This is a genomic window from Pseudomonas sp. GT1P32 (genome assembly GCF_054897805.1).
Window position 1 is genome coordinate 350277 of record NZ_CM142704.1, and the last position, 18667, is coordinate 368943.

The window sequence follows — 18667 nt, forward strand, 5'->3', positions numbered from 1 at the left end:
GATCTGGCCACTCCCGAAGTGGAGCTATCAGAAATCTACGCGGGCGCCTAACATGGCGGAAGACGCACGGGTTGCACTCTACTCGTGCGTCAAACGCCATCTCACCCGGCCGTGGGGCAACGCATGTCGACTCCCGATTTCAATTTGCTGATTACCCTTGATGCACTGCTGGCCGAGGGCAGCGTGGCGCGCGCCGCCAAACGCTTGCGACTGAGCCCGTCGGCGATGAGCCGGGCGTTGGCGCGGTTGCGCGAAACCACCGGTGACCCGTTGCTGGTCCGGGCCGGGCGCGGACTGGTGGCCACGCCTCGGGCGCTGGAATTGCGCGAGCGGGTCAGCCAGTTGGTGCAGGACGCCGAAGCGGTGCTGCGCCCGGCTGAGCAACCTGACTTGAAACAACTGGTTCGCACGTTCACGTTGCGCACCAGCGAAGGTTTTGTGGAGAACTTTGGTGCGCCGCTCATCGCCCGCGTCGCCGAGCAAGCGCCGGGCGTGCTGCTGCGCTTCATGCACAAACCTGACAAGGACAGCACGTCGTTGCGGGACGGGACCGTTGATCTGGAAACCGGTGTGGTGGGGAAGGCTGCCGGGCCTGAGTTAAGGACCCAGGGTCTGTTTCGCGACCGCTTCATCGGCGTGGTGCGCATGGGTCACCCGTTGAGCCAGGGCGAGATCACCCCGGAACGTTATGCGGCGGGCGGTCACATCAGCGTCTCGCGGCGCGGGCTCGACAAGGGGCCTGTCGATGAAGCGCTGGCGGCGCTGCAACTGGAACGGCAGGTCGTGACCATCGTCGCCGGTTTCTCGACCGCTCTGGCGCTTGCCCGAGCCACCGATTTGATCGCTGCCGTTCCTGAACGCCACACCGAAAACCTGCGGGCGGGCATGCACAGTTTTGCGCTGCCGTTTGCCCTGCCGGAATTCACCGTCGCGATGCTCTGGCATCCGCGTCTGGACGCCGATCCGGTGCATCGCTGGTTACGCGGGTGTTTTCGTGAGGTCTGTGCGCAATAGCCTAAGACGCCTGCAGGGGTCGCGCCGGCCTATGTCACTGAATGGCGCTGACGGGCAGGCTCAAAAAGTGAACGACCGCGAGGTGTGATGGGCCAGTTCGGCGTCCAGCAGATGCTCGGCCAGCACATCATTCAAAAAGCGGAATTGATCGTTAAGGCCGACCACTTCGTTGCTGAAGTGGTTTCCGGCGGCAGGCATCAGCAGCGCTTCGAAGTTCTTGTCGAACACCAGCGACAGCACTTTGCGCGAGACGGCCTGCTGCGAGTAGTAGTTGTTGCCGAACACCGGAAAGCTCACGGCGAGGGTGACGGTGTGGATCATGATGTGCGCTCCTCGGTCAGGACGTACCACGAAAATACGGTCAGCGTTAAGGCTGTCAGGGCCAGGCAGGTCAGCAGATGGATCAACATGATTTGCCCCTCCGGTTCGGGGTTGTGTGTCGGGTTGAAGTTGATCCTACGCTGACGGTTCATGAGCGGAAGGCATTCGCGGCGATGGTGAATATCGATGTGAGTGATGGTCGGGTTTTTGTGGTGTTCATTCGGGCCTCTTCGCGAGCAGGCTCGCTCCCACAGGGGCCGGTGTTGAAAGTTGTTTTGTGACCGACGCTGATCCCTTGTGGGAGTGAGCCTGCTCGCGATGCTCTTGCAGGCAAACACCTATACTCAGGTAGAAACCCTTAATCTGATTTCAACCCTAGAGAACCACGATCTTGAACCTGCGTTCGCTGATCGTCGCCGTGCTGCTGGTGTTGGCGGGATGCGTCACGCCTGCGCGTGCCCCGGCGCCTGCGCCGCCGGTGATCATTTCCCAGAGCACCTGGCAGCAGGTGGATCGGGACATCGTCGCGGCATCCCAGTCCGCCACCGAACAGGCAAAAATCTATTCGCGCGGCGCCATGGATTACTGGCGAACCCGGGTCTATCAGCTGACCGAAGAAAACTTCATTCCCTGGTTCAGCAGTTACTGGACCCAGGAATGGCTGTCGATGAAAGTCAGTTGGTACAGCCTCAGCGCCCAGGGTGAGCAGGATGCCTCGTCGAAACGCCTGGCGGCCTATCTGCTGGAGCAATACCAGAAACGCGTGCTGGCCCCGGTCGCGGTAGAGATTGATCCCGACCAGATCCTCGGTCTGGCCACGGCGTTCTACGTGGACATTCTTCAGGAAGAACTGCAAAAAATCTCCCAGCGCCACGGCGTGCCCATGGCCCAGCTCAATGGCCGTATCCAGAAAATCCCGGCCATCGCCCTCGGACCGCCCCCCGCGCGGGACGCTTCGCTGTACCAGGTCATGCACACCCAGCCGCTCAACACCCTGCCGGCGTACGCGGCGCTGATCGACAAGATCCACAAGGCCGGCGGTAGCAAGGGCGTTGATTCCACCGACCAGGCCATGGCGCCGGTGGCCAGGCGCGCGAGCCAGCGGATGGAAGCCGAAATGGCCCCGCGCGGTGCCGCCAGCGCGGTGTCCGCAGCGGCGGGGAAATTCGCCGGAGGCTTGATTACCTTGGGCGTGGCGGGGATTCGCGCGTTGATTCAGGCCAACGACCGGCCGGACAGCGAGGCGCTGATTCGCAGCAGTCTGGGCAACACGTTCGACAAGGCCTGGATAAAACTGGTGCAGAACCCGACCACCGGTGTGATGGCGGGGACGTTGTACATGGCAGGGCAGATCGAGGGCAACCTGGCGGGGAGTGCCGACGTACCGTCGGTCAGTTCGGGCAGCGGCGCTGTCGATTGGAGCCCGTCCGAACCGACTAAACCGCAGATCGCCCCTCTACCCCAGGCAGGAGAATGACCATGTCTTACGTCGATGGCTGTGTCTTTGCGGTGCCCAGTGCCAACCGCGAAAAATTCAAGAAACACGCGGAATCCGCCGCTGTGATTTTCAAGGAAAACGGCGCCCTGAGCATCGTCGAATGCTGGGGCGATGACGTGCCCGACGGCAAAGTGACTTCGTTTCCGCTGGCCGTGAAACTCAAGGACGACGAAACCGTGGTGTTTTCCTGGATCGTCTGGCCGGACAAGCCCACCCGCGATGTTGGCATGCAGAAAATGATGGCCGACCCGCGTATGCAGCAGGACGTCAACCCGATGCCGTTCGATGGTCAGCGGATGATTTTCGGCGGCTTCAACATCCTCTTGCAGGCCTGAGTGCGTGACAGGATCACTCCGGCGTCGGGGTGATCCTGCAACTCTTGCGATTGCGGATCTCACTGTCGGTCGGTCGCTCTTTGACAAACTCGAAACGCGGTTCACCTTCGCTATAGTGAACCAGCCAGCCCCATTCCAGCTCTGACTCATCCTGACCCGGTTGCGGTGGCACGGCCCACCATGGCTCTTTGCTGATGATCTCTCGCATGGCCCCGTCCCGTTTATTCGGTTGGTTCAACTATAACGTGCATGTCAGGAGGTGCCAGGCGTGAGCGACGAAACCCCGGAGCCGGTCAAACGGCTGTTTTTCGCATTGGATTGCCCACCCGACCAGCGCAAGGCGATTGCCCAATGGCGCAGCGCGCTGCAATTGCGCATCGGGCGTCCGGTGCCGGTTGAAAACTTCCATCTGACGTTGCTGTTTTTGGGCGCTGTGGAGGTGGCGCAGATTTCCGAGATCTGCGCGGCGGCAGCAAAGGTGCGCGTGCCGGGTGCGACGTTGCGGTTGGCGCTGGATCGGCTGGATGTGTGGCGCAGGGCCGGGGTGTTGGTGCTCGCGCCGGAACAGGCGCCGCCGGAGTTGCTGCGGCTGGTGTATGCGCTGGAGCAGGCGATGTTGCCGTTCGGGTTTGAAGAGGCACACAAGGAATTCAGACCACATCTGACGTTGATGCGTGACTATCGGGCGCCGGTGCCTGAGTCGACGACGCCGCCGGAGTTTTATCTGCGGGCGGATCGATTTGTGTTGTTTGAATCGCACAAGGGTCGTTACCGGGCGCTGGCCGAATGGCCGCTGGTGCCGGCATAAAAAAAGGCGCCCGAGGAGGGCGCCAAATTCACCTTAACCGAGGAAGCCAGGTGAGGCCGTTCGTCAGAGAGGAGTGCAGCGGTGGTAAGGCGCTGCGTGAACGGTAAACAGTAAAAACCCCAATGTTTGTGTCTGGCCTACCCCCTGTAGGAGCGAGGCTTGCCCGCGAAGAGGCCGTCACATTCAACATCAATGGTGACTGACACATCGCTTTCGCGGGCAAGTCGGAACGCCGCCCGCTCGCTCCTACAGGGGGGCGCTCAATTATTTCCCGAGCTTCACCCGCGTCCAGCCCCGGGTCATCACCCGCTGAACGCCGATCGGCATGTCCGGAATCGCATACAACGTCGCCATCACGGCCAAGGGCGGATACGAGCCCGGGTCATTGCGAATCGCTTCATCCACCAACGGCGTCGCCGCCGCGTTGGCGTTGCTGTAGCCGATGTTGTTGGTGATCTCGGCAATGATGTCCGGGCGCATCAGGAAGTTCATGAACAGGTAGGCGTTGTCGACGTTCGCCGCATCCCGTGGGATCGCGACCATGTCGTAGAAACTGCCGGCGCCTTCTTTCGGAATGCTGTAGTCGATCTTCACCTTGTCGCCCGCTTCCTGCGCGCGGGCCTTGGCTTGCAGCACGTCGCCGGAGTAACCGACCGCAACGCAGATGTTGCCGTTGGCCAGGTCGGATATGTACTTCGACGAATGGAAGTACGCCACCGACGGCCGGATCTTCATGAACAGCGCTTCAGCTTCGGCGATCTGTGCCTTGTCCTGCGAGTTCACCGGGTAGCCCAGGTAGTGCAGGGCGGCGGGCAGCATCTCGGTCGGCGAGTCGAGGAAGCTGATGCCGCAGGCTTTCAGCTTCTCGGCGTTTTCCGGTTTGAACAGCAAGTCCCAGGAGTTGGTCGGCGCATTGGCACCGAGCACTTCCTTGACCTTGGCCGGGTTGAAACCGATGCCGATCGAGCCCCACATGTACGGGAAGGCGTGACCGTTACCCGGGTCGCTGGCCGAAGCGTTTTTCAGCAACACCGGGTTGAGGTTTTTCCAGTTCGACAGCTTCGACTTGTCCAGTTCCTGATAGACGCCAGCCTTGATCTGCTTGGCCAGGAAGCTGTTGGACGGCACGACAATGTCATAGCCGGATTTGCCTGCGAGCAGGCGTGCCTCAAGGGTTTCATTGCTGTCGAACACATCGTAGGTCACGCGGATACCGGTCTCGTCTTCGAACTTCTTGACGGTGTCCGGGGCGATGTAATCCGACCAGTTGTAGACGCGCAGTACCTTGTCATTGGCCTGGGCGCCGGTGACGATTGCGCCCATTAAGGACAGTGTCAGCAGAGTCCTGCCAAACATTTTCATCGGTACAACTCCATTCTTTTTTTATTCAATGCGCAAAGCTGTGAAACGCGACGGCACTAGGCCGTCGCTTCTACCATTTGCTTTTTCGGTTGCTGCCAGGATTCGCTGGCGGTCTGGTCCATTGCTTCCTGGATCGCCCGTTTGCGGGTGGCTTCGGCGCGGCGGCTGAAGTACCAGACCATGAAGGTCACGATCGAAACGGCGAGCAGAATCAGGCTGGCCACGGCGTTGATCTCAGGCTTCACGCCCAGACGTACCGCCGAGAACACCTCCATCGGCAAGGTCGTCGAGCCTGGGCCGGATACGAAACTCGCCAACACCAGGTCATCCAGCGACAGGGCAAACGACATCATGCCGCCGGCCGCCAGTGACGGCGCGATCATCGGGATGGTGATCAGGAAAAACACCTTGAACGGTTTCGCCCCGAGGTCCATGGCCGCTTCTTCGATGGACAGGTCCAGCTCGCGAAGGCGGGCGGAGACGACCACCGCCACATAGGCCGCACAGAACGTGGTGTGGGCGATCCAGATGGTGACGATGCCACGCTCCATCGGCCAGCCGATCAGTTGCGCCATGGCCACGAACAACAGCAACAGTGACAGACCGGTGATCACTTCAGGCATCACCAACGGCGCGGTGACCAGGCCACCAAACAGCGTACGACCCTTGAAGCGCGTGACACGAGTCAGCACGAACGCCGCCAAAGTCCCCAACGCCACCGCCGCAATCGCGGTGTAGCAGGCAATCTCCAGCGAGCGCACCACCGAGCCCATCAGTTGCGAGTTGTCGAGCAAGCCGACGTACCACTTCACCGACCAGCCGCCCCACACCGTCACCAGTTTCGAGGCGTTGAAGGAGTAAATCACCAGAATCAGCATCGGCAGGTAGATAAACGACAGGCCGAAAATCAGCATGAACTTTGAAAATCCGAAGCGTTTCATCCCCGACCCTCCATCTCTTTGGCCTGGCTACGGTTGAACAACAGGATCGGCACAATCAGGATCAACAGCATCACCACGGCCAAGGCAGACGCCACCGGCCAGTCGCGGTTGTTGAAGAACTCTTGCCACAGCACACGGCCGATCATCAGGGTTTCCGGGCCGCCCAGCAGTTCCGGAATCACGAACTCACCGACCACCGGAATGAATACCAGCATGCAGCCGGCGATGATCCCGTTCTTGGCCAGCGGCACGGTGATTTTCCAGAAGTTGTTGAAGTTGCTCGACCCCAGGTCCGAACCCGCTTCCAGCAAGCTTTGATCGTGCTTGACCAGGTTGGCGTACAGCGGCAAGACCATGAACGGCAGGTAGGCGTAGACCACGCCGATATACACGGCCGTGTTGGTGTTGAGGATCTCGATCGGGTGATCGGTCAGCCCGGTCCACATCAAAAACGCGTTGAGCAAACCGTTGTTGCTGAGGATGCCCATCCACGCGTAAACGCGGATCAGGATCGCAGTCCAGGTCGGCATCATGATCAACAGCAGCAAGACGTTTTGCGCTTCCTTGCTTGCCTTGGTGATCGCGTAGGCCATCGGGAAGCCGATCACCAGGCACATCAGCGTGCTGAAAAACGCGACCTTCAACGAGCCGAAGTAAGCCGAGATGTACAACTCATCCTCGGTCAGCATCAGGTAGTTGCCGACGTTGAGGAACAGCTGGAGCTTCTGTTCGGCGAAGGTGTAGATCTCGGAGTAAGGAGGAATGGCCAGCGCCGCTTCCGAGAAGCTGATCTTCATTACCAGGAAGAACGGCAACAGGAAAAACAGGCACAGCCACAGGAATGGAATCCCGATGACGAGCTTTCGACCACTCGGCATCAGCCGCATGAACTGCTGATTGAGTGTTTTCATGAGCGCAGTACCACGCCGCTGTCGTCTTCCCACCACACGTAGACTTTGTCGTCCCAGGTCGGACGCGCGCCACGGCGTTCGGCGTTGGCCATGAACGACTGCACGACTTTGCCGCCAGGCAATTCGACGTAGAACACCGAGTGACCGCCGAGGTAGGCGATGTCATGCACCTTGCCCTGGGACCAGTTGTAGCGGGACTCGGGTTGGGTGGTGCTGACCAGCAGTTTTTCCGGACGGATCGCGTAGGTGATGGACTTGTCCTCCACCGAAGTGCTGACGCCGTGGCCGACGTAGATCTTCTGTTCCAGATCCTTGCTGTGAATGATCGCGTGACCTTCAAGGTCCTCGACAACGGTGCCTTCGAAGGCGTTCACGTTGCCGATGAATTCGCAGACCATGCGGCTGACCGGGGCTTCGTAAATATCCACCGGGCTGCCGATCTGGGCGATCCAGCCCAAGTGCATGATCGCGATGCGTTGGGCCATGGTCATGGCCTCTTCCTGATCGTGGGTCACCATTACGCAGGTCACACCAACGCGTTCGATGATTTCCACCAGCTCAAGCTGCATCTGAGAACGCAGTTTTTTATCCAGCGCGCCCATCGGTTCGTCGAGCAGCAACAGCTTCGGACGCTTGGCCAGGGAGCGGGCGAGGGCGACACGCTGACGTTGACCGCCGGAGAGTTGATGGGGTTTGCGTTTGGCGTATTGGGTCATGTGCACCAGGCGCAGCATCTCTTCCACGCGGGCGTCGATTTCACTGGCGGGCAAACGGTCCTGCTTGAGGCCGAAGGCAATGTTCTGTGCGACGGTCATGTGCGGGAACAAGGCGTACGACTGGAACATCATGTTGATCGGCCGTTCGTACGGCGGCATGTCTGTGATGTCCACGCCATCGAGCAGAATCCGCCCTTCGGTCGGGCGCTCGAAGCCGGCGAGCATGCGTAGCAGCGTCGATTTGCCGGAGCCGGAACCGCCGAGCAGGGCGAAGATTTCCCCTTGATGAATCTCAAGCGAAACATCGTCCACTGCGGTGGTTTCGTCGAATTTCTTGGTGACGCGGTCGACTTTCACCAACACCTTTTTCGGTGCCTGGTGACCTTCAAGAGCCTTCCTGTAAATGCTGGAGGCGTTTGCCATGTGAAACTCCCAACAGGTTTCAGTCGTCGGGCCAACGCGGCCTGACTTAAGAGTGGATTGCAAGCCCGGGGCATTCGGTTGGCGCAACCCCTGTAGGAGCGAGGCTTGCCCGCGAAGACGGTATGTCAGTCGATATCATCGTTGCCTGAAACACCGCCTTCGCGGGCAAGCCTCGCTCCTACAAAGGATTGCGCTCGCCTGATCCATACCGCTCGGGCTTATTCGGCGCCGCCGTCCTGGCTGCCTGGGTCGTACTTGTTGTTATTGCAGTGTGTTGTTTTCGCGAGCCACGGACGCGCAAAGGCACGCCCGCCAAACTCGCGGGGGCAGTAAATGGGTGTTTTGGGTCAGCGGGTTTTACGCAGCGCGGCCCGTCGTCGGCATGCATCGCCGAACGCCTGGAAAATACTCAAATAAGGAGGATTCGAAAGCACCTGCCATTCGGGGTGCCATTGCACACCGACAGCGAAGGTCGGGCTGTGGTCCACCGAAATCGCTTCGATCAAGCCGTCCGGCGCAATCGCCTCGGCACGCAGGCCGGGAGCGAGGCGGTCGATGCCCTGACTGTGAATCGAATTGACCATGAACTCGGTCGGCAACTCCAGCGCTTCGAACACGCCACCCGGTTGCACCGTCACCGCATGCGCCGGGGCGTATTGCACCGCCAGCTCAGGGCTGTCCGCTTCGCGGTGATCGAGCATGCCCGGCAGTTCATGCACCTTCTGATGCAGGCTGCCGCCAAACGCCACGTTCATTTCCTGGAAGCCACGGCAGATGCCGAGTACCGGAACGCCCGCCGCAATGGCTGCACGCAATAAAGGAAGGGTAGTGGCGTCCCGCGCCGGATCGTGATCCGTGCCGGGAGCACTGGCCGGGCCTTGATAGTGGAAGGGCTCCACATTCGATGGCGAACCGGTCAGCAACAGACCGTCGAGATGCGCGAGCACATCCTCGATTTCAGTCAGTTCGCCTAAGGAAGGAATGACCACGGGCAGCCCCAGAGCCGCGACGCTGACAGCACGCAAGTACTTGTCGCCGCTGATGTGGTAGGGGTGCAGGCCAATCTGTTTGACGCACGCTGTAACGCCGATCAATGGCTTGAATGCCATTTTTATCACCTCGACCTTGAACGAGTTTTTCAGGAGCTTAGCTTTGTTGATTTTAATTAACAACTCTCATGTAAAAAATTCTAAACGCCATACGTCCGATTGCTAGTCTTTGTGCGGTGTTGAGGGCCTATATGGCACTCTCGTGCCCAGAAAAGTCCCAAAAATAAAGGATGAAAGGCCAAGTGTTCGCTATTGACTTCACTTTGCCGTTCGGGTTGACTGGGCTCCAGAAAGTGCGGTGAACATAATAATTAACAGCTAATAGGTGCATCATGTCGGTCCCTCTGCGTGCCGTTCAACTCAACGAAGCAAACGCATTCCTTAAGAAATATCCTGAGGTTTTGTACGTCGACCTTCTGATTGCGGATATGAACGGTGTGGTGCGCGGCAAGCGCATCGAGCGCACCAGTCTTCATAAGGTCTACGAAAAAGGCATCAACCTGCCGGCGTCTCTGTTTGCCCTGGACATCAACGGCTCCACGGTGGAAAGCACCGGCCTGGGTCTGGACATCGGCGACTCTGACCGGATCTGCTTCCCCATCCCTGGCACCCTGAGCATCGAGCCGTGGCAGAAGCGCCCAACCGCTCAGTTGCTGATGACCATGCACGAACTGGAAGGCGAGCCGTTCTTCGCTGACCCGCGTGAAGTGCTGGCCAATGTGGTGCGCAAGTTCGACGAACTTGGCCTGACCATCTGCGCTGCGTTCGAACTCGAGTTCTACCTGATCGACCAGGACAACGTGAATGGTCGTCCGCAGTCGCCGCGTTCGCCGGTATCGGGCAAGCGTCCGGTGTCGACTCAGGTGTACCTGATCGACGACCTCGACGAATACGTCGATTGCCTGCAAGACATCCTCGAAGGCGCGAAAGAGCAGGGCATTCCTGCTGACGCCATCGTCAAGGAAAGCGCCCCGGCGCAGTTCGAAGTGAACCTGCATCACGTCAACGACCCGATCAAGGCCTGCGACTACGCGGTGTTGCTCAAGCGTCTGGTGAAGAACATCGCCTACGACCACGAGATGGACACCACGTTTATGGCCAAGCCGTATCCGGGCCAGGCGGGCAACGGTTTGCACGTGCACATTTCGATTCTCGACAAAGAAGGCAACAACATCTTTGCCAGCGAGGATCCCGAGCAGAACGCCGCGCTGCGACACGCGATCGGCGGTGTGCTCGAGACCCTGCCGGCGCAGATGGCTTTCCTGTGCCCGAACGTCAACTCGTACCGTCGTTTCGGCGCGCAGTTCTATGTGCCGAACTCGCCGAGCTGGGGCATCGACAACCGTACTGTTGCGGTACGTGTGCCGACTGGTTCGCCGGACTCCGTGCGTATCGAACACCGCGTTGCCGGTGCCGATGCCAACCCGTACTTGCTGATGGCGTCGGTGCTGGCCGGTATTCACCACGGCCTGACCAACGAGATCGAACCGGGTGCCCCGGTGGAAGGCAACAGCTACGAGCAAAACGAACAGAGCCTGCCGAACAACCTGCGCGATGCATTGCGCGAGCTGGACGACAGCGAAGTCATGGCCAAATACATCGACCCGCTGTACATCGACGTGTTCGTGGCGTGCAAGGAAAGCGAGCTGGCCGAGTTCGAAAACTCCATTTCGGACCTTGAGTACAACTGGTACCTGCACACGGTTTAACGAGATCTGCGCCGTCCACACCTTTCGTGCACGACACAAAACTCTGTAGGAGCCGACTTGCTGGCGATGGCGGTAGATCAATCAACATTGATCTCGCCTGACACACCGCCATCGCCAGCAAGCCGGCTCCTACAGTTGATCTTCGTCGTTCACACTTTTTGTGTACGTCACCAAACCCTGTAGGAGCCGGCTTGCCGGCGATGGCGGCAGCTCAGCCACCACCAACGCCCACGGCCCACCCAACATTCCTCTGCGTCGAGTCACAACCATGACAAACACTCGCAGCGACTGGGAACAACGCTTCCAGTCCCTAACCATCGAAAGCCGCGCCTTCATCGACGGCCAATACCGCGATGCACTCAGCGGTGAAACCTTCGAATGCATCAGCCCGGTCGACGGCCGCTTCCTGGCCAATGTCGCCAGCACCGACGAAGTCGACGCCAACGAAGCCGTCGCCGTCGCACGCCGCACCTTCGAATCCGGCGTCTGGGCGCGTTTGGCGCCCGCAGAACGCAAGCGCACTTTGATCCGCTTCGCCGACCTGATCCTGGCCAACCGGGAAGAACTCGCCCTGCTCGAAACCCTCGACATGGGCAAACCGATCAACGACTCGATGAACATCGACATCCCGGCGACCGCCAACGCGATCCGCTGGAGCGCCGAAGCCATCGACAAGATCTACGACGAAGTCGCCGCCACGCCGCACGATCAACTCGGCCTCATCACCCGCGAACCTGCCGGTGTCGTTGCCGCGATCGTGCCGTGGAATTTCCCGCTGATCATGGCCAGCTGGAAGTTCGCCCCGGCCCTTGCGGCGGGTAACTCGTTCATCCTCAAGCCTTCGGAAAAGTCGCCACTGACCGCGATCCGTATCGCTCAATTAGCGCTGGACGCCGGCATTCCGAAAGGCGTGTTCAACGTCCTGCCGGGCTACGGCCACACCGTCGGCAAGGCGCTGGCGTTGCACATGGACGTCGACGTGCTGGCCTTCACCGGCTCGACCGCGATTGCCAAGCAACTGCTGATCTACGCCGGCCAAAGCAACATGAAACGCGTCTGGCTCGAAGCTGGGGGGAAGAGCCCGAACGTGGTGTTCGCCGATGCGCCGGATCTGCGCGCGGCAGCACAGGCAGCGGCCAGCGGCATCGCTTTCAATCAGGGCGAAGTCTGCACCGCCGGTTCGCGTTTGCTGGTCGAGCGTTCGATCCGCGAGCAGTTCATTCCGCTGTTGGTGGAAGCGCTGCAAGCCTGGAAACCAGGGCATGCTTTGGACCCGCAAACCACCGTCGGCGCGGTCGTCGATCAGCGTCAACTGGACAACGTGTTGCGCTACATCCAGGTCGGCAAAGACCAGGGCGCGCAACTGATCGCGGGCGGCAGCCGCACCCTCGAAGCCACCGGCGGCCTGTACGTGGAACCGGCGATTTTCGACGGCGTGACCAACGCCATGACCATCGCCCGGGAAGAAATCTTCGGCCCGGTGCTGTCGCTGATCACCTTCGATACCGCTGAAGAAGCCTTGGCCATCGCCAACGACAGCATCTTCGGCCTGGCCGCAGGTGTCTGGACCAGCAACCTGAGCAAGGCCCACACCTTCGCCCGCGGTTTGCGCGCCGGCAGCGTCTGGGTCAACCAGTACGACGGCGGCGACATGACCGCGCCGTTCGGCGGGTACAAGCAGTCGGGTAACGGTCGGGACAAATCGCTGCACGCGTTCGACAAATACACCGAACTCAAAGCGACCTGGATCAAGCTCTAATACTTCTACAACGGCGGCCGCCGGCACATGCCAGCGGCCATCGGAGAAACCTATGAAACAGACTCATGTAAACAGCTACTACGCCGCAACCCGCAACTTCACCGGCGACTTCCCGGTGCTGGAACAAGCGGTGGATTGCGACGTCTGCATCATCGGCGCCGGCTACACCGGTTTGTCCTCGGCCCTGTTCCTCGCCGAAGCCGGCTACAGCGTGACCGTACTCGAAGCCGCCAAAGTCGGTTTCGGCGCCAGCGGTCGCAATGGCGGCCAACTGGTCAACTCCTACAGTCGCGACGTCGATGTCATCGAAGAGCGCTACGGCGACAGAACCGCTGAAGTCCTCGGCAGCATGATCTTCGAAGGCGCCGACATCATTCGTCAGCGCATACAACACTACGACATCCAGTGCGACTATAAGCCGGGCGGCATCTTCGCTGCGCTGAACAAAAAGCAGCTCAAAGGCCTGGCCGAGCAGAAGAGCAGCTGGGAACGCTACGGCAACAAGAACCTGAAAATGCTCGATGCCGCGGACATCAAGCGCGAAGTCGGCAGCGACAACTACGTCGGCGGCTTGCTCGACATGCAGGGCGGCCACATCCACCCGCTGAACCTGGCACTCGGCGAAGCCTCGGCCATCATCGGCCTGGGCGGCAAAATCTACGAACAATCGGCGGCGGTGGAAATCACCTACGGCGAACCGATCACCGTGCGCACCGCCAAAGGTGTGGTCCGCGCCAAATACCTGTTGATCGCCGGCAACGCCTACCTGCCGCAGGGCCTCGACAATCGCGTGACCGCCAAAAGCATGCCGTGCGGCTCGCAAATCGTCGTCACCGAGCCGTTGTCGGAAAAGGTTGCGCGCAGCCTGATCAAAAACAACTACTGCGTCGAAGACTGCAACTACCTGCTCGACTACTACCGCCTCACCGCTGACAACCGCCTACTGTACGGCGGCGGCGTGGTCTACGGCGCGCGCGAGCCGGATGACATCGAGCAACTGATCAAACCGAAAATCCTCAAGACCTTCCCACAACTGAAGGACGTGAAGATCGACTACCGCTGGACCGGCAACTTCCTGCTGACCATGTCGCGCATGCCGCAATTCGGTCGCATCGAGAAAAACGCCTACTACATGCAGGGCTACAGCGGCCACGGCGTCACCTGCTCGCACCTGGCCGGCAAACTGATCTCGGAAATGATCCGCGGCGACGCTGAACGCTTCGATGCCTTCGCATCCTTGCCGCACATGCCAATGATCGGCGGCCGCACCTTCCAGGCCCCGCTCACCGCCATGGGCGCCGCGTACTACGCGCTTCGCGACCGCTTCGGCATCTAACCCAACACAACCCTTGTAGGAGCAGAGCTTGCTCGCGAAGACGGCGGCACATCCGACATCGATGCCACCTGACACACCGCCTTCGCGAGCAAGCTCTGCTCCTACATTGGATCCATGGCAGGCACAAAATGTACGTGCAGCAGAGGTCAAAAACTGTGGGAGCGAGCCTGCTCGCGATGACGCCATCCGGTTCCCCATCAATGCCAACTGACCCACCACCATCACCAATAACCATGCGCCTACAGCAACACCCCCAAACGTGATTTAATACCCGCCTTTCACAATTACGGGACAGGGAAGCGGTACTTTCGCGGCCAAAAGTCGCCCGCCATCCACCCCCATAACCCTTAAGTTTTTCTCGCATAAGGCTGTCATGGACACGGGCTCACGACTCAAATTAGTACGCGAAAGCTACAAACTGTCCCAGCGCGAGCTGGCCCGGCGTAGCGGCGTCACCAATGCCACCATCTCCCTGATCGAACAGAATCGCGTCAGTCCCTCCGTCAGCTCCCTGAAAAAACTGCTCGAAGGCATCCCCATGTCCTTGGCGGACTTCTTTACCTTTGATCAGCCGCCGCGTGAACATCAATACGTTTTCCGTGCCAATGAACAGCCGGATCTCGGGCGTCATGGGCTGCGGTTGTTGCTGATTGGCGCTTCAGTGCCGAGCCGGCAGATGCGCTTGCTGCGCGAGCAATACGCGCCTGGGGCGAGTTCGGGGGAAGAGCCAATTGTGCACTCGGAAGGCGAGGAGTGTGGGCTTGTGACTCGTGGCACTGTTGAGCTGACGGTTGATGGGCAAATCAGTGTGCTCAATGCGGGGGACGGCTATTACTTCCCGACAACCTTGCCGCACAAGTTCCGCAACATCGGCCAGGATGAGGCGGAAATCATCAGCGCCAACACTCCGGCCAACTTCTGATATCAAAAGCGGACGCCAACCTGTAGCAGCTGCCAAGGTTGCGTCCGCGACCAACACCCATGCCGAATGGAAGCAGCTGCTTCAGGAATTTTCAAAGTAAATGGACTTCACATCATGACCACACCCCGCATCCGCCCCCTCGCACTCTGCATCTTCCATCACGATGGCAAGATACTGGTCAACGAAGCCCGCGACCCCATCACTGAAAAGCCATTCTTCCGCCCAATCGGTGGCGGTATCGAATTCGGCGAAACCAGTGCCCAAGCCGTTGTACGAGAAGTACAGGAAGAGCTCGGTTTACCCATCACCGATGTTCGCTTGCTCGGCACGCTTGAAAGCCTCTTTACGTATAACGGCACACCAGGGCACGAAATCGTGCAGGTGTACGACGCGAAGTTTGTGGATGCCAGTGTCTATGAGTTGTCGTACTTGAATGCTCAAGAAAGCGATGGTGCGGCCTTCGTTGCGAAGTGGCTTCCTTTAGCGAGGTTTACTGATGAAGCGCCGTTGGTGCCTGATGGATTGTACAAGTTGCTCAAGACAGTCGGACTGCTGGGCTGAAAACTCTTACTGAACTGGTTTGTGGGTACGCAACCGGGAACCACAACCGCCTGTCCGCTTCTCGCGAACCCGCACCTGAAGCCACAGATGCGGATCCAGATGCTGACTTGCTTCTTAAAGGGGTGGATAGCGGGACGGCAGATAGCGGTCACACTCCTTGTGGGCCCTGCGTGAGTGGAGCCGGGGCTACTAACTGATTCTCGAATGGTCGCGCGGTCCAAAAACTCCCCGAGATGAGCTGCGAAACATCCTCTCAAGAATGACTTTGGAACCTGCTTGGTCAGAAGCAGCTCAGCGCTCGACGCTCGTCAGGATGTATGATAATTGTTGGCTTAATGTACTAGGCGTGATCCGGAGTCAGATATGTCTCGAAAGAGAGAAAAGCAGCCCAAGACTGAGGCGCAAATAGTCGCCCAGGAGTCCGCGATACCTTCGATTGCAGCCAAAGCATTCAGAGATGCCTACAATGTTGCGCTTTCAAAAGGGGAGGCCGTGCTTGTGGTTCGCGAGGGGAATTTGGTGAAAGTCTCTAGCGCCGGGACTGTGGTACTTCGCTCGGTCGAGACCTACGGGACGATCAAGGCCGGCACTCGACTGAAGGTCAAAAAGACTCGGCAGGGGGAACTCGTTCCTCAGTTGCAAGCTTGAGTACACCTAGGGTCAGGATTTTCGCGGGGCCGAATGGCAGTGGAAAAAGCACGTTCAATTCGAAAGTCCCCGCTCATCTGCTCGTAAACTACATCAATCCGGATGCCGTTGAGCTAGGTATTCGTGAGGCTGGTGCGTTCGATTTCGCACAGTTCAAGCTTCAGACCTATGTTGAACGAGCGGTCTCTTTTCTACGCGCTAGCGGGTTCCTCGCTAAGCAACCTAAGTCCCTGGCAAAGATCGAAGATCTGTTCATTGAAGACAGTATGCTTGTTTTTCCTTCACGGCAGATTGATTCGTACATTGCCTCAGTGCTTTCGGATTTCATCCGTGTGTCACTTATCCAGGAGCTCGCGAGCTTCACCTTCGAAACCGTAATGTCAGATGTCAGCAAGATAGAGTTGCTGCAGCAAGCGCGGTTGGCCGGATACCGGGTGTATGTTTATTACGTAGCTACGGCAGATGCTGAAATCAATGTGGCTCGGGTTGCTTATCGTGCCTCGATTGGTGGCCACGATGTTCCGCTGGACAAGATCCGGTCCCGCTATAAGCGATCTCTGGAAAATTTGTCTGATGCTATTTTGGTGTCTAATCGGGCTTACATCTTTGATAACTCTCAAGATGGCGATTCCAGCTTTGCCCAAATTGCTGAGATAACAGAAGGGGAAGATATAGATATAGTCTCGGATACCCAGCCAGCTTGGTTCAAACAATACGTCCTCGACAAACTCACTTAGCTTTGCGGCTGCGTCTATACTATTGGCACAAATTGACCATCCGTAGTTGCTCGCTGATTTTGGCGGTTATAGGGTCAACAGCAGCTTAGCCAGAATTTAAAGAGTAGATATGTCAATTTTTATTCAGGTTTTCTGTTTTTGCACCTCATTGTCGAACTCTAATGGTTCTTAATTTTGTGCGTTTCCCTTGTTTATTATGCATTTGATGAGAGAATTTCTTCAGCTCTTTTACTACCCAAGGGGGAAAGCTTGCAGCGTTTGTCTAAGGTGTAGTCGATAAGTCGTTCTTTTTTCAGTGTGGTTAGGATTTTTCTAAAGGTCGATGTGTTTTTATATTCTATTGTTTTTTGTACCTCCAAATCGGCTAAGTTGTCTTTTTTATAAAGAACTAATAATATTTTGTCTTGTGCCCTGATTTTGGTTTTTAAAATCATGAATGTTTCACCATCGTCCCAGATGGTATCAACTTTGCGCTCTATTACTTGATGGATGAGGGTGTTTGCTTCGTCGGGTGATAGCGAGGAAGCTAGGCGTACAAACTCGGCTAAAACCCATTTTGTGGAATGTAAAATATAAGTTGCATCAAGTTGGTTGGGGGATATTTCCCCGATGTGTCCTACTCCGCGCTTGTTTCGTATGCAGTACACACTATAAAGTGTGCGGGGGACGAGTATGCGGTATGACTCGTGACCTAGTGCGTTTTCAAATTTAGCCAGAGTATTTTGACTAAATGAACCAAAGCTTGTTGAGAGGGGGGTATGAGTGCCCAGTAATTTTTGCTCAATAATCCGCAAGGCAGTTTCTACAAAATGCCCGGCATCTAATTCACTTGTTTTCCAGTTGGCAAGTTGATAGTTTCTTTCTATTTCTTTGTAGGAGTTGTATAAATGCTCGACTAGTATCTCTGGGTGCTCTCGCTTTAGTAACTCCTTAATTGGCATTTGCTTCAATTTCTTCTATGAGCTGTAGAGCAAGTTTTTTACCGGCCATTGTGAGTTTTAGTGTTTTCTTACCACCTCTTACACCTCCAATGATAAATAGCTTTTTGTCGTCAAATGACTTTGAGAAATTGGCGTTATCGAGGAAGCCATGATTTAAGCAAATATCGCGCACTTCATCACTGGGGTAGGTATCCCTCCCTTGGAGGCTGCAGGCATATCCGTACATCAGGGCGGCATTTCTGGTTGATGTTTTTTTGCTATCGCCAGGGATCTCGGCGATGAGTTTCACTGCTCCATCTAGAGAGTCGAAGGTGTTAGGGAACGCTTCTATGCCAAGGGGCTGACGCTCACTGATTTGGCTGATGGAGGCAGTTATGGTTTCGGTAGTCTTGACGTCGGTAACCGTAACCATCGGTTGCGAACTGGAAGGGGTAGGTTCCTGAGTGATAAAGAAAGATATCACCTCTCTCATTTCGGCAATTTGCTGGCTCACGAAAGCCTCAGATCCTTCTATCTCTATAGTCCTTTCTGCCGCTGAAAATTTGAATCTGCTGCGACCGTCCATGTATTTCCCCAATGCTGTAGATACGTCGACCAGCATCAATTTGCCAGTACCGTAGTCGCAAGTTATTGCAAAGCAGAGGGTTTGTCTAGCCAGGGAGTAGTGTTGGGGAGG

The 18667-nt window shown here is 57.7% G+C and carries 21 protein-coding genes; 11 read left to right on the forward strand and 10 right to left on the reverse strand.

What is annotated here, in order from left to right; translation table 11 throughout:
- Positions 1–123 precede the first annotated feature (123 nt).
- Positions 124–1014 (forward strand): LysR family transcriptional regulator, encoded by an 891-nt coding sequence (locus ACYZUC_RS01675; RefSeq protein WP_461993013.1) that lies wholly within the window; start codon positions 124–126, stop codon positions 1012–1014.
- Positions 1015–1074: 60 nt separating this feature from the next.
- Here the strand turns inward: ACYZUC_RS01675 and ACYZUC_RS01680 are convergent, their stop codons facing one another.
- Both ACYZUC_RS01680 and ACYZUC_RS01685 read right to left on the reverse strand, forming a co-directional pair.
- A complete protein-coding gene (locus ACYZUC_RS01680) occupies positions 1075–1335 on the reverse strand; it encodes a hypothetical protein (RefSeq protein ID WP_461993015.1) in 261 nt (86 codons plus the stop codon).
- The gene (locus ACYZUC_RS01685) at positions 1332–1487 is read right to left on the reverse strand and encodes a hypothetical protein (RefSeq protein ID WP_461996828.1); all 156 of its coding nucleotides are present in this window, start codon (positions 1485–1487) and stop codon (positions 1332–1334) included. Before ACYZUC_RS01685 ends, ACYZUC_RS01680 begins: the two co-directional genes overlap by 4 nt.
- 239 nt (positions 1488–1726) lie before the next feature.
- Between ACYZUC_RS01685 and ACYZUC_RS01690 the strand changes: the two genes are divergently transcribed.
- Positions 1727–2812: a hypothetical protein gene (locus ACYZUC_RS01690; RefSeq protein ID WP_461993017.1), complete on the forward strand. Its 1086-nt coding sequence runs from the start codon at positions 1727–1729 to the stop codon at positions 2810–2812.
- Positions 2813–2814: 2 nt separating this feature from the next.
- On the forward strand, positions 2815–3168 hold the full coding sequence (locus ACYZUC_RS01695; protein ID WP_461993018.1) for a DUF1428 domain-containing protein: 354 nt from the start codon (positions 2815–2817) through the stop codon (positions 3166–3168).
- Between the two features lie 13 nt (positions 3169–3181).
- On the opposite strand, the gene ACYZUC_RS01700 is transcribed toward ACYZUC_RS01695, so the two are convergent.
- Positions 3182–3376 carry a hypothetical protein gene (locus ACYZUC_RS01700; RefSeq protein ID WP_192415742.1) on the reverse strand — a complete coding sequence of 65 codons (195 nt, stop codon included), beginning with the start codon at positions 3374–3376 and terminating at the stop codon, positions 3182–3184.
- Between the two features lie 60 nt (positions 3377–3436).
- Between ACYZUC_RS01700 and thpR the strand changes: the two genes are divergently transcribed.
- Positions 3437–3976 (forward strand): RNA 2',3'-cyclic phosphodiesterase, encoded by a 540-nt coding sequence (thpR, locus tag ACYZUC_RS01705; RefSeq protein WP_461993020.1) that lies wholly within the window; start codon positions 3437–3439, stop codon positions 3974–3976.
- Between the two features lie 264 nt (positions 3977–4240).
- On the opposite strand, the gene ACYZUC_RS01710 is transcribed toward thpR, so the two are convergent.
- The 5 genes from ACYZUC_RS01710 to ACYZUC_RS01730 all read right to left on the reverse strand — a co-directional run bounded on the left by ACYZUC_RS01710 (position 4241) and on the right by ACYZUC_RS01730 (position 9438).
- Complete coding sequence (locus tag ACYZUC_RS01710) at positions 4241–5338, reverse strand: polyamine ABC transporter substrate-binding protein (RefSeq protein WP_461993022.1); 1098 nt, start codon at positions 5336–5338, stop codon at positions 4241–4243.
- A gap of 56 nt (positions 5339–5394) precedes the next feature.
- Positions 5395–6279, reverse strand: a complete 885-nt coding sequence (locus ACYZUC_RS01715) for an ABC transporter permease subunit (protein WP_461950775.1) — start codon at positions 6277–6279, stop codon at positions 5395–5397.
- Positions 6276–7157 carry an ABC transporter permease subunit gene (locus ACYZUC_RS01720; protein ID WP_162130729.1) on the reverse strand — a complete coding sequence of 294 codons (882 nt, stop codon included), beginning with the start codon at positions 7155–7157 and terminating at the stop codon, positions 6276–6278. The genes ACYZUC_RS01715 and ACYZUC_RS01720 overlap by 4 nt, the downstream gene beginning before the upstream one ends.
- Before the next feature lie 29 nt (positions 7158–7186).
- Complete coding sequence (potA, locus tag ACYZUC_RS01725; RefSeq protein ID WP_008027211.1) at positions 7187–8329, reverse strand: polyamine ABC transporter ATP-binding protein; 1143 nt, start codon at positions 8327–8329, stop codon at positions 7187–7189.
- 347 nt (positions 8330–8676) lie between these two features.
- Positions 8677–9438: a gamma-glutamyl-gamma-aminobutyrate hydrolase family protein gene (locus ACYZUC_RS01730; RefSeq protein ID WP_461993025.1), complete on the reverse strand. Its 762-nt coding sequence runs from the start codon at positions 9436–9438 to the stop codon at positions 8677–8679.
- Between the two features lie 272 nt (positions 9439–9710).
- On the opposite strand from ACYZUC_RS01730, the gene ACYZUC_RS01735 reads away from it, so the two are divergent.
- The 7 genes from ACYZUC_RS01735 to ACYZUC_RS01765 all read left to right on the forward strand — a co-directional run bounded on the left by ACYZUC_RS01735 (position 9711) and on the right by ACYZUC_RS01765 (position 17050).
- Positions 9711–11087 (forward strand): glutamine synthetase family protein, encoded by a 1377-nt coding sequence (locus ACYZUC_RS01735; RefSeq protein WP_253403907.1) that lies wholly within the window; start codon positions 9711–9713, stop codon positions 11085–11087.
- 268 nt (positions 11088–11355) lie between these two features.
- Positions 11356–12846, forward strand: a complete 1491-nt coding sequence (locus tag ACYZUC_RS01740) for an aldehyde dehydrogenase (protein WP_461993027.1) — start codon at positions 11356–11358, stop codon at positions 12844–12846.
- 52 nt (positions 12847–12898) lie between these two features.
- A complete protein-coding gene (locus tag ACYZUC_RS01745; RefSeq protein WP_008027204.1) occupies positions 12899–14182 on the forward strand; it encodes an NAD(P)/FAD-dependent oxidoreductase in 1284 nt (427 codons plus the stop codon).
- Between the two features lie 373 nt (positions 14183–14555).
- Complete coding sequence (locus ACYZUC_RS01750; protein ID WP_007946335.1) at positions 14556–15104, forward strand: cupin domain-containing protein; 549 nt, start codon at positions 14556–14558, stop codon at positions 15102–15104.
- Positions 15105–15218: 114 nt separating this feature from the next.
- On the forward strand, positions 15219–15665 hold the full coding sequence (locus ACYZUC_RS01755) for an NUDIX hydrolase (RefSeq protein WP_461993029.1): 447 nt from the start codon (positions 15219–15221) through the stop codon (positions 15663–15665).
- A 363-nt stretch (positions 15666–16028) separates the two neighbouring features.
- On the forward strand, positions 16029–16313 hold the full coding sequence (locus ACYZUC_RS01760) for a hypothetical protein (protein WP_461993031.1): 285 nt from the start codon (positions 16029–16031) through the stop codon (positions 16311–16313).
- On the forward strand, positions 16310–17050 hold the full coding sequence (locus ACYZUC_RS01765) for a hypothetical protein (RefSeq protein ID WP_461993033.1): 741 nt from the start codon (positions 16310–16312) through the stop codon (positions 17048–17050). The genes ACYZUC_RS01760 and ACYZUC_RS01765 overlap by 4 nt, the downstream gene beginning before the upstream one ends.
- A gap of 194 nt (positions 17051–17244) precedes the next feature.
- Here the strand turns inward: ACYZUC_RS01765 and ACYZUC_RS01770 are convergent, their stop codons facing one another.
- The gene (locus ACYZUC_RS01770; protein ID WP_461993035.1) at positions 17245–17991 is read right to left on the reverse strand and encodes a hypothetical protein; all 747 of its coding nucleotides are present in this window, start codon (positions 17989–17991) and stop codon (positions 17245–17247) included.
- Positions 17981–18592, reverse strand: a complete 612-nt coding sequence (locus tag ACYZUC_RS01775; protein WP_461993037.1) for a hypothetical protein — start codon at positions 18590–18592, stop codon at positions 17981–17983. Before ACYZUC_RS01775 ends, ACYZUC_RS01770 begins: the two co-directional genes overlap by 11 nt.
- Between the last annotated feature and the right edge of the window lie 75 nt (positions 18593–18667).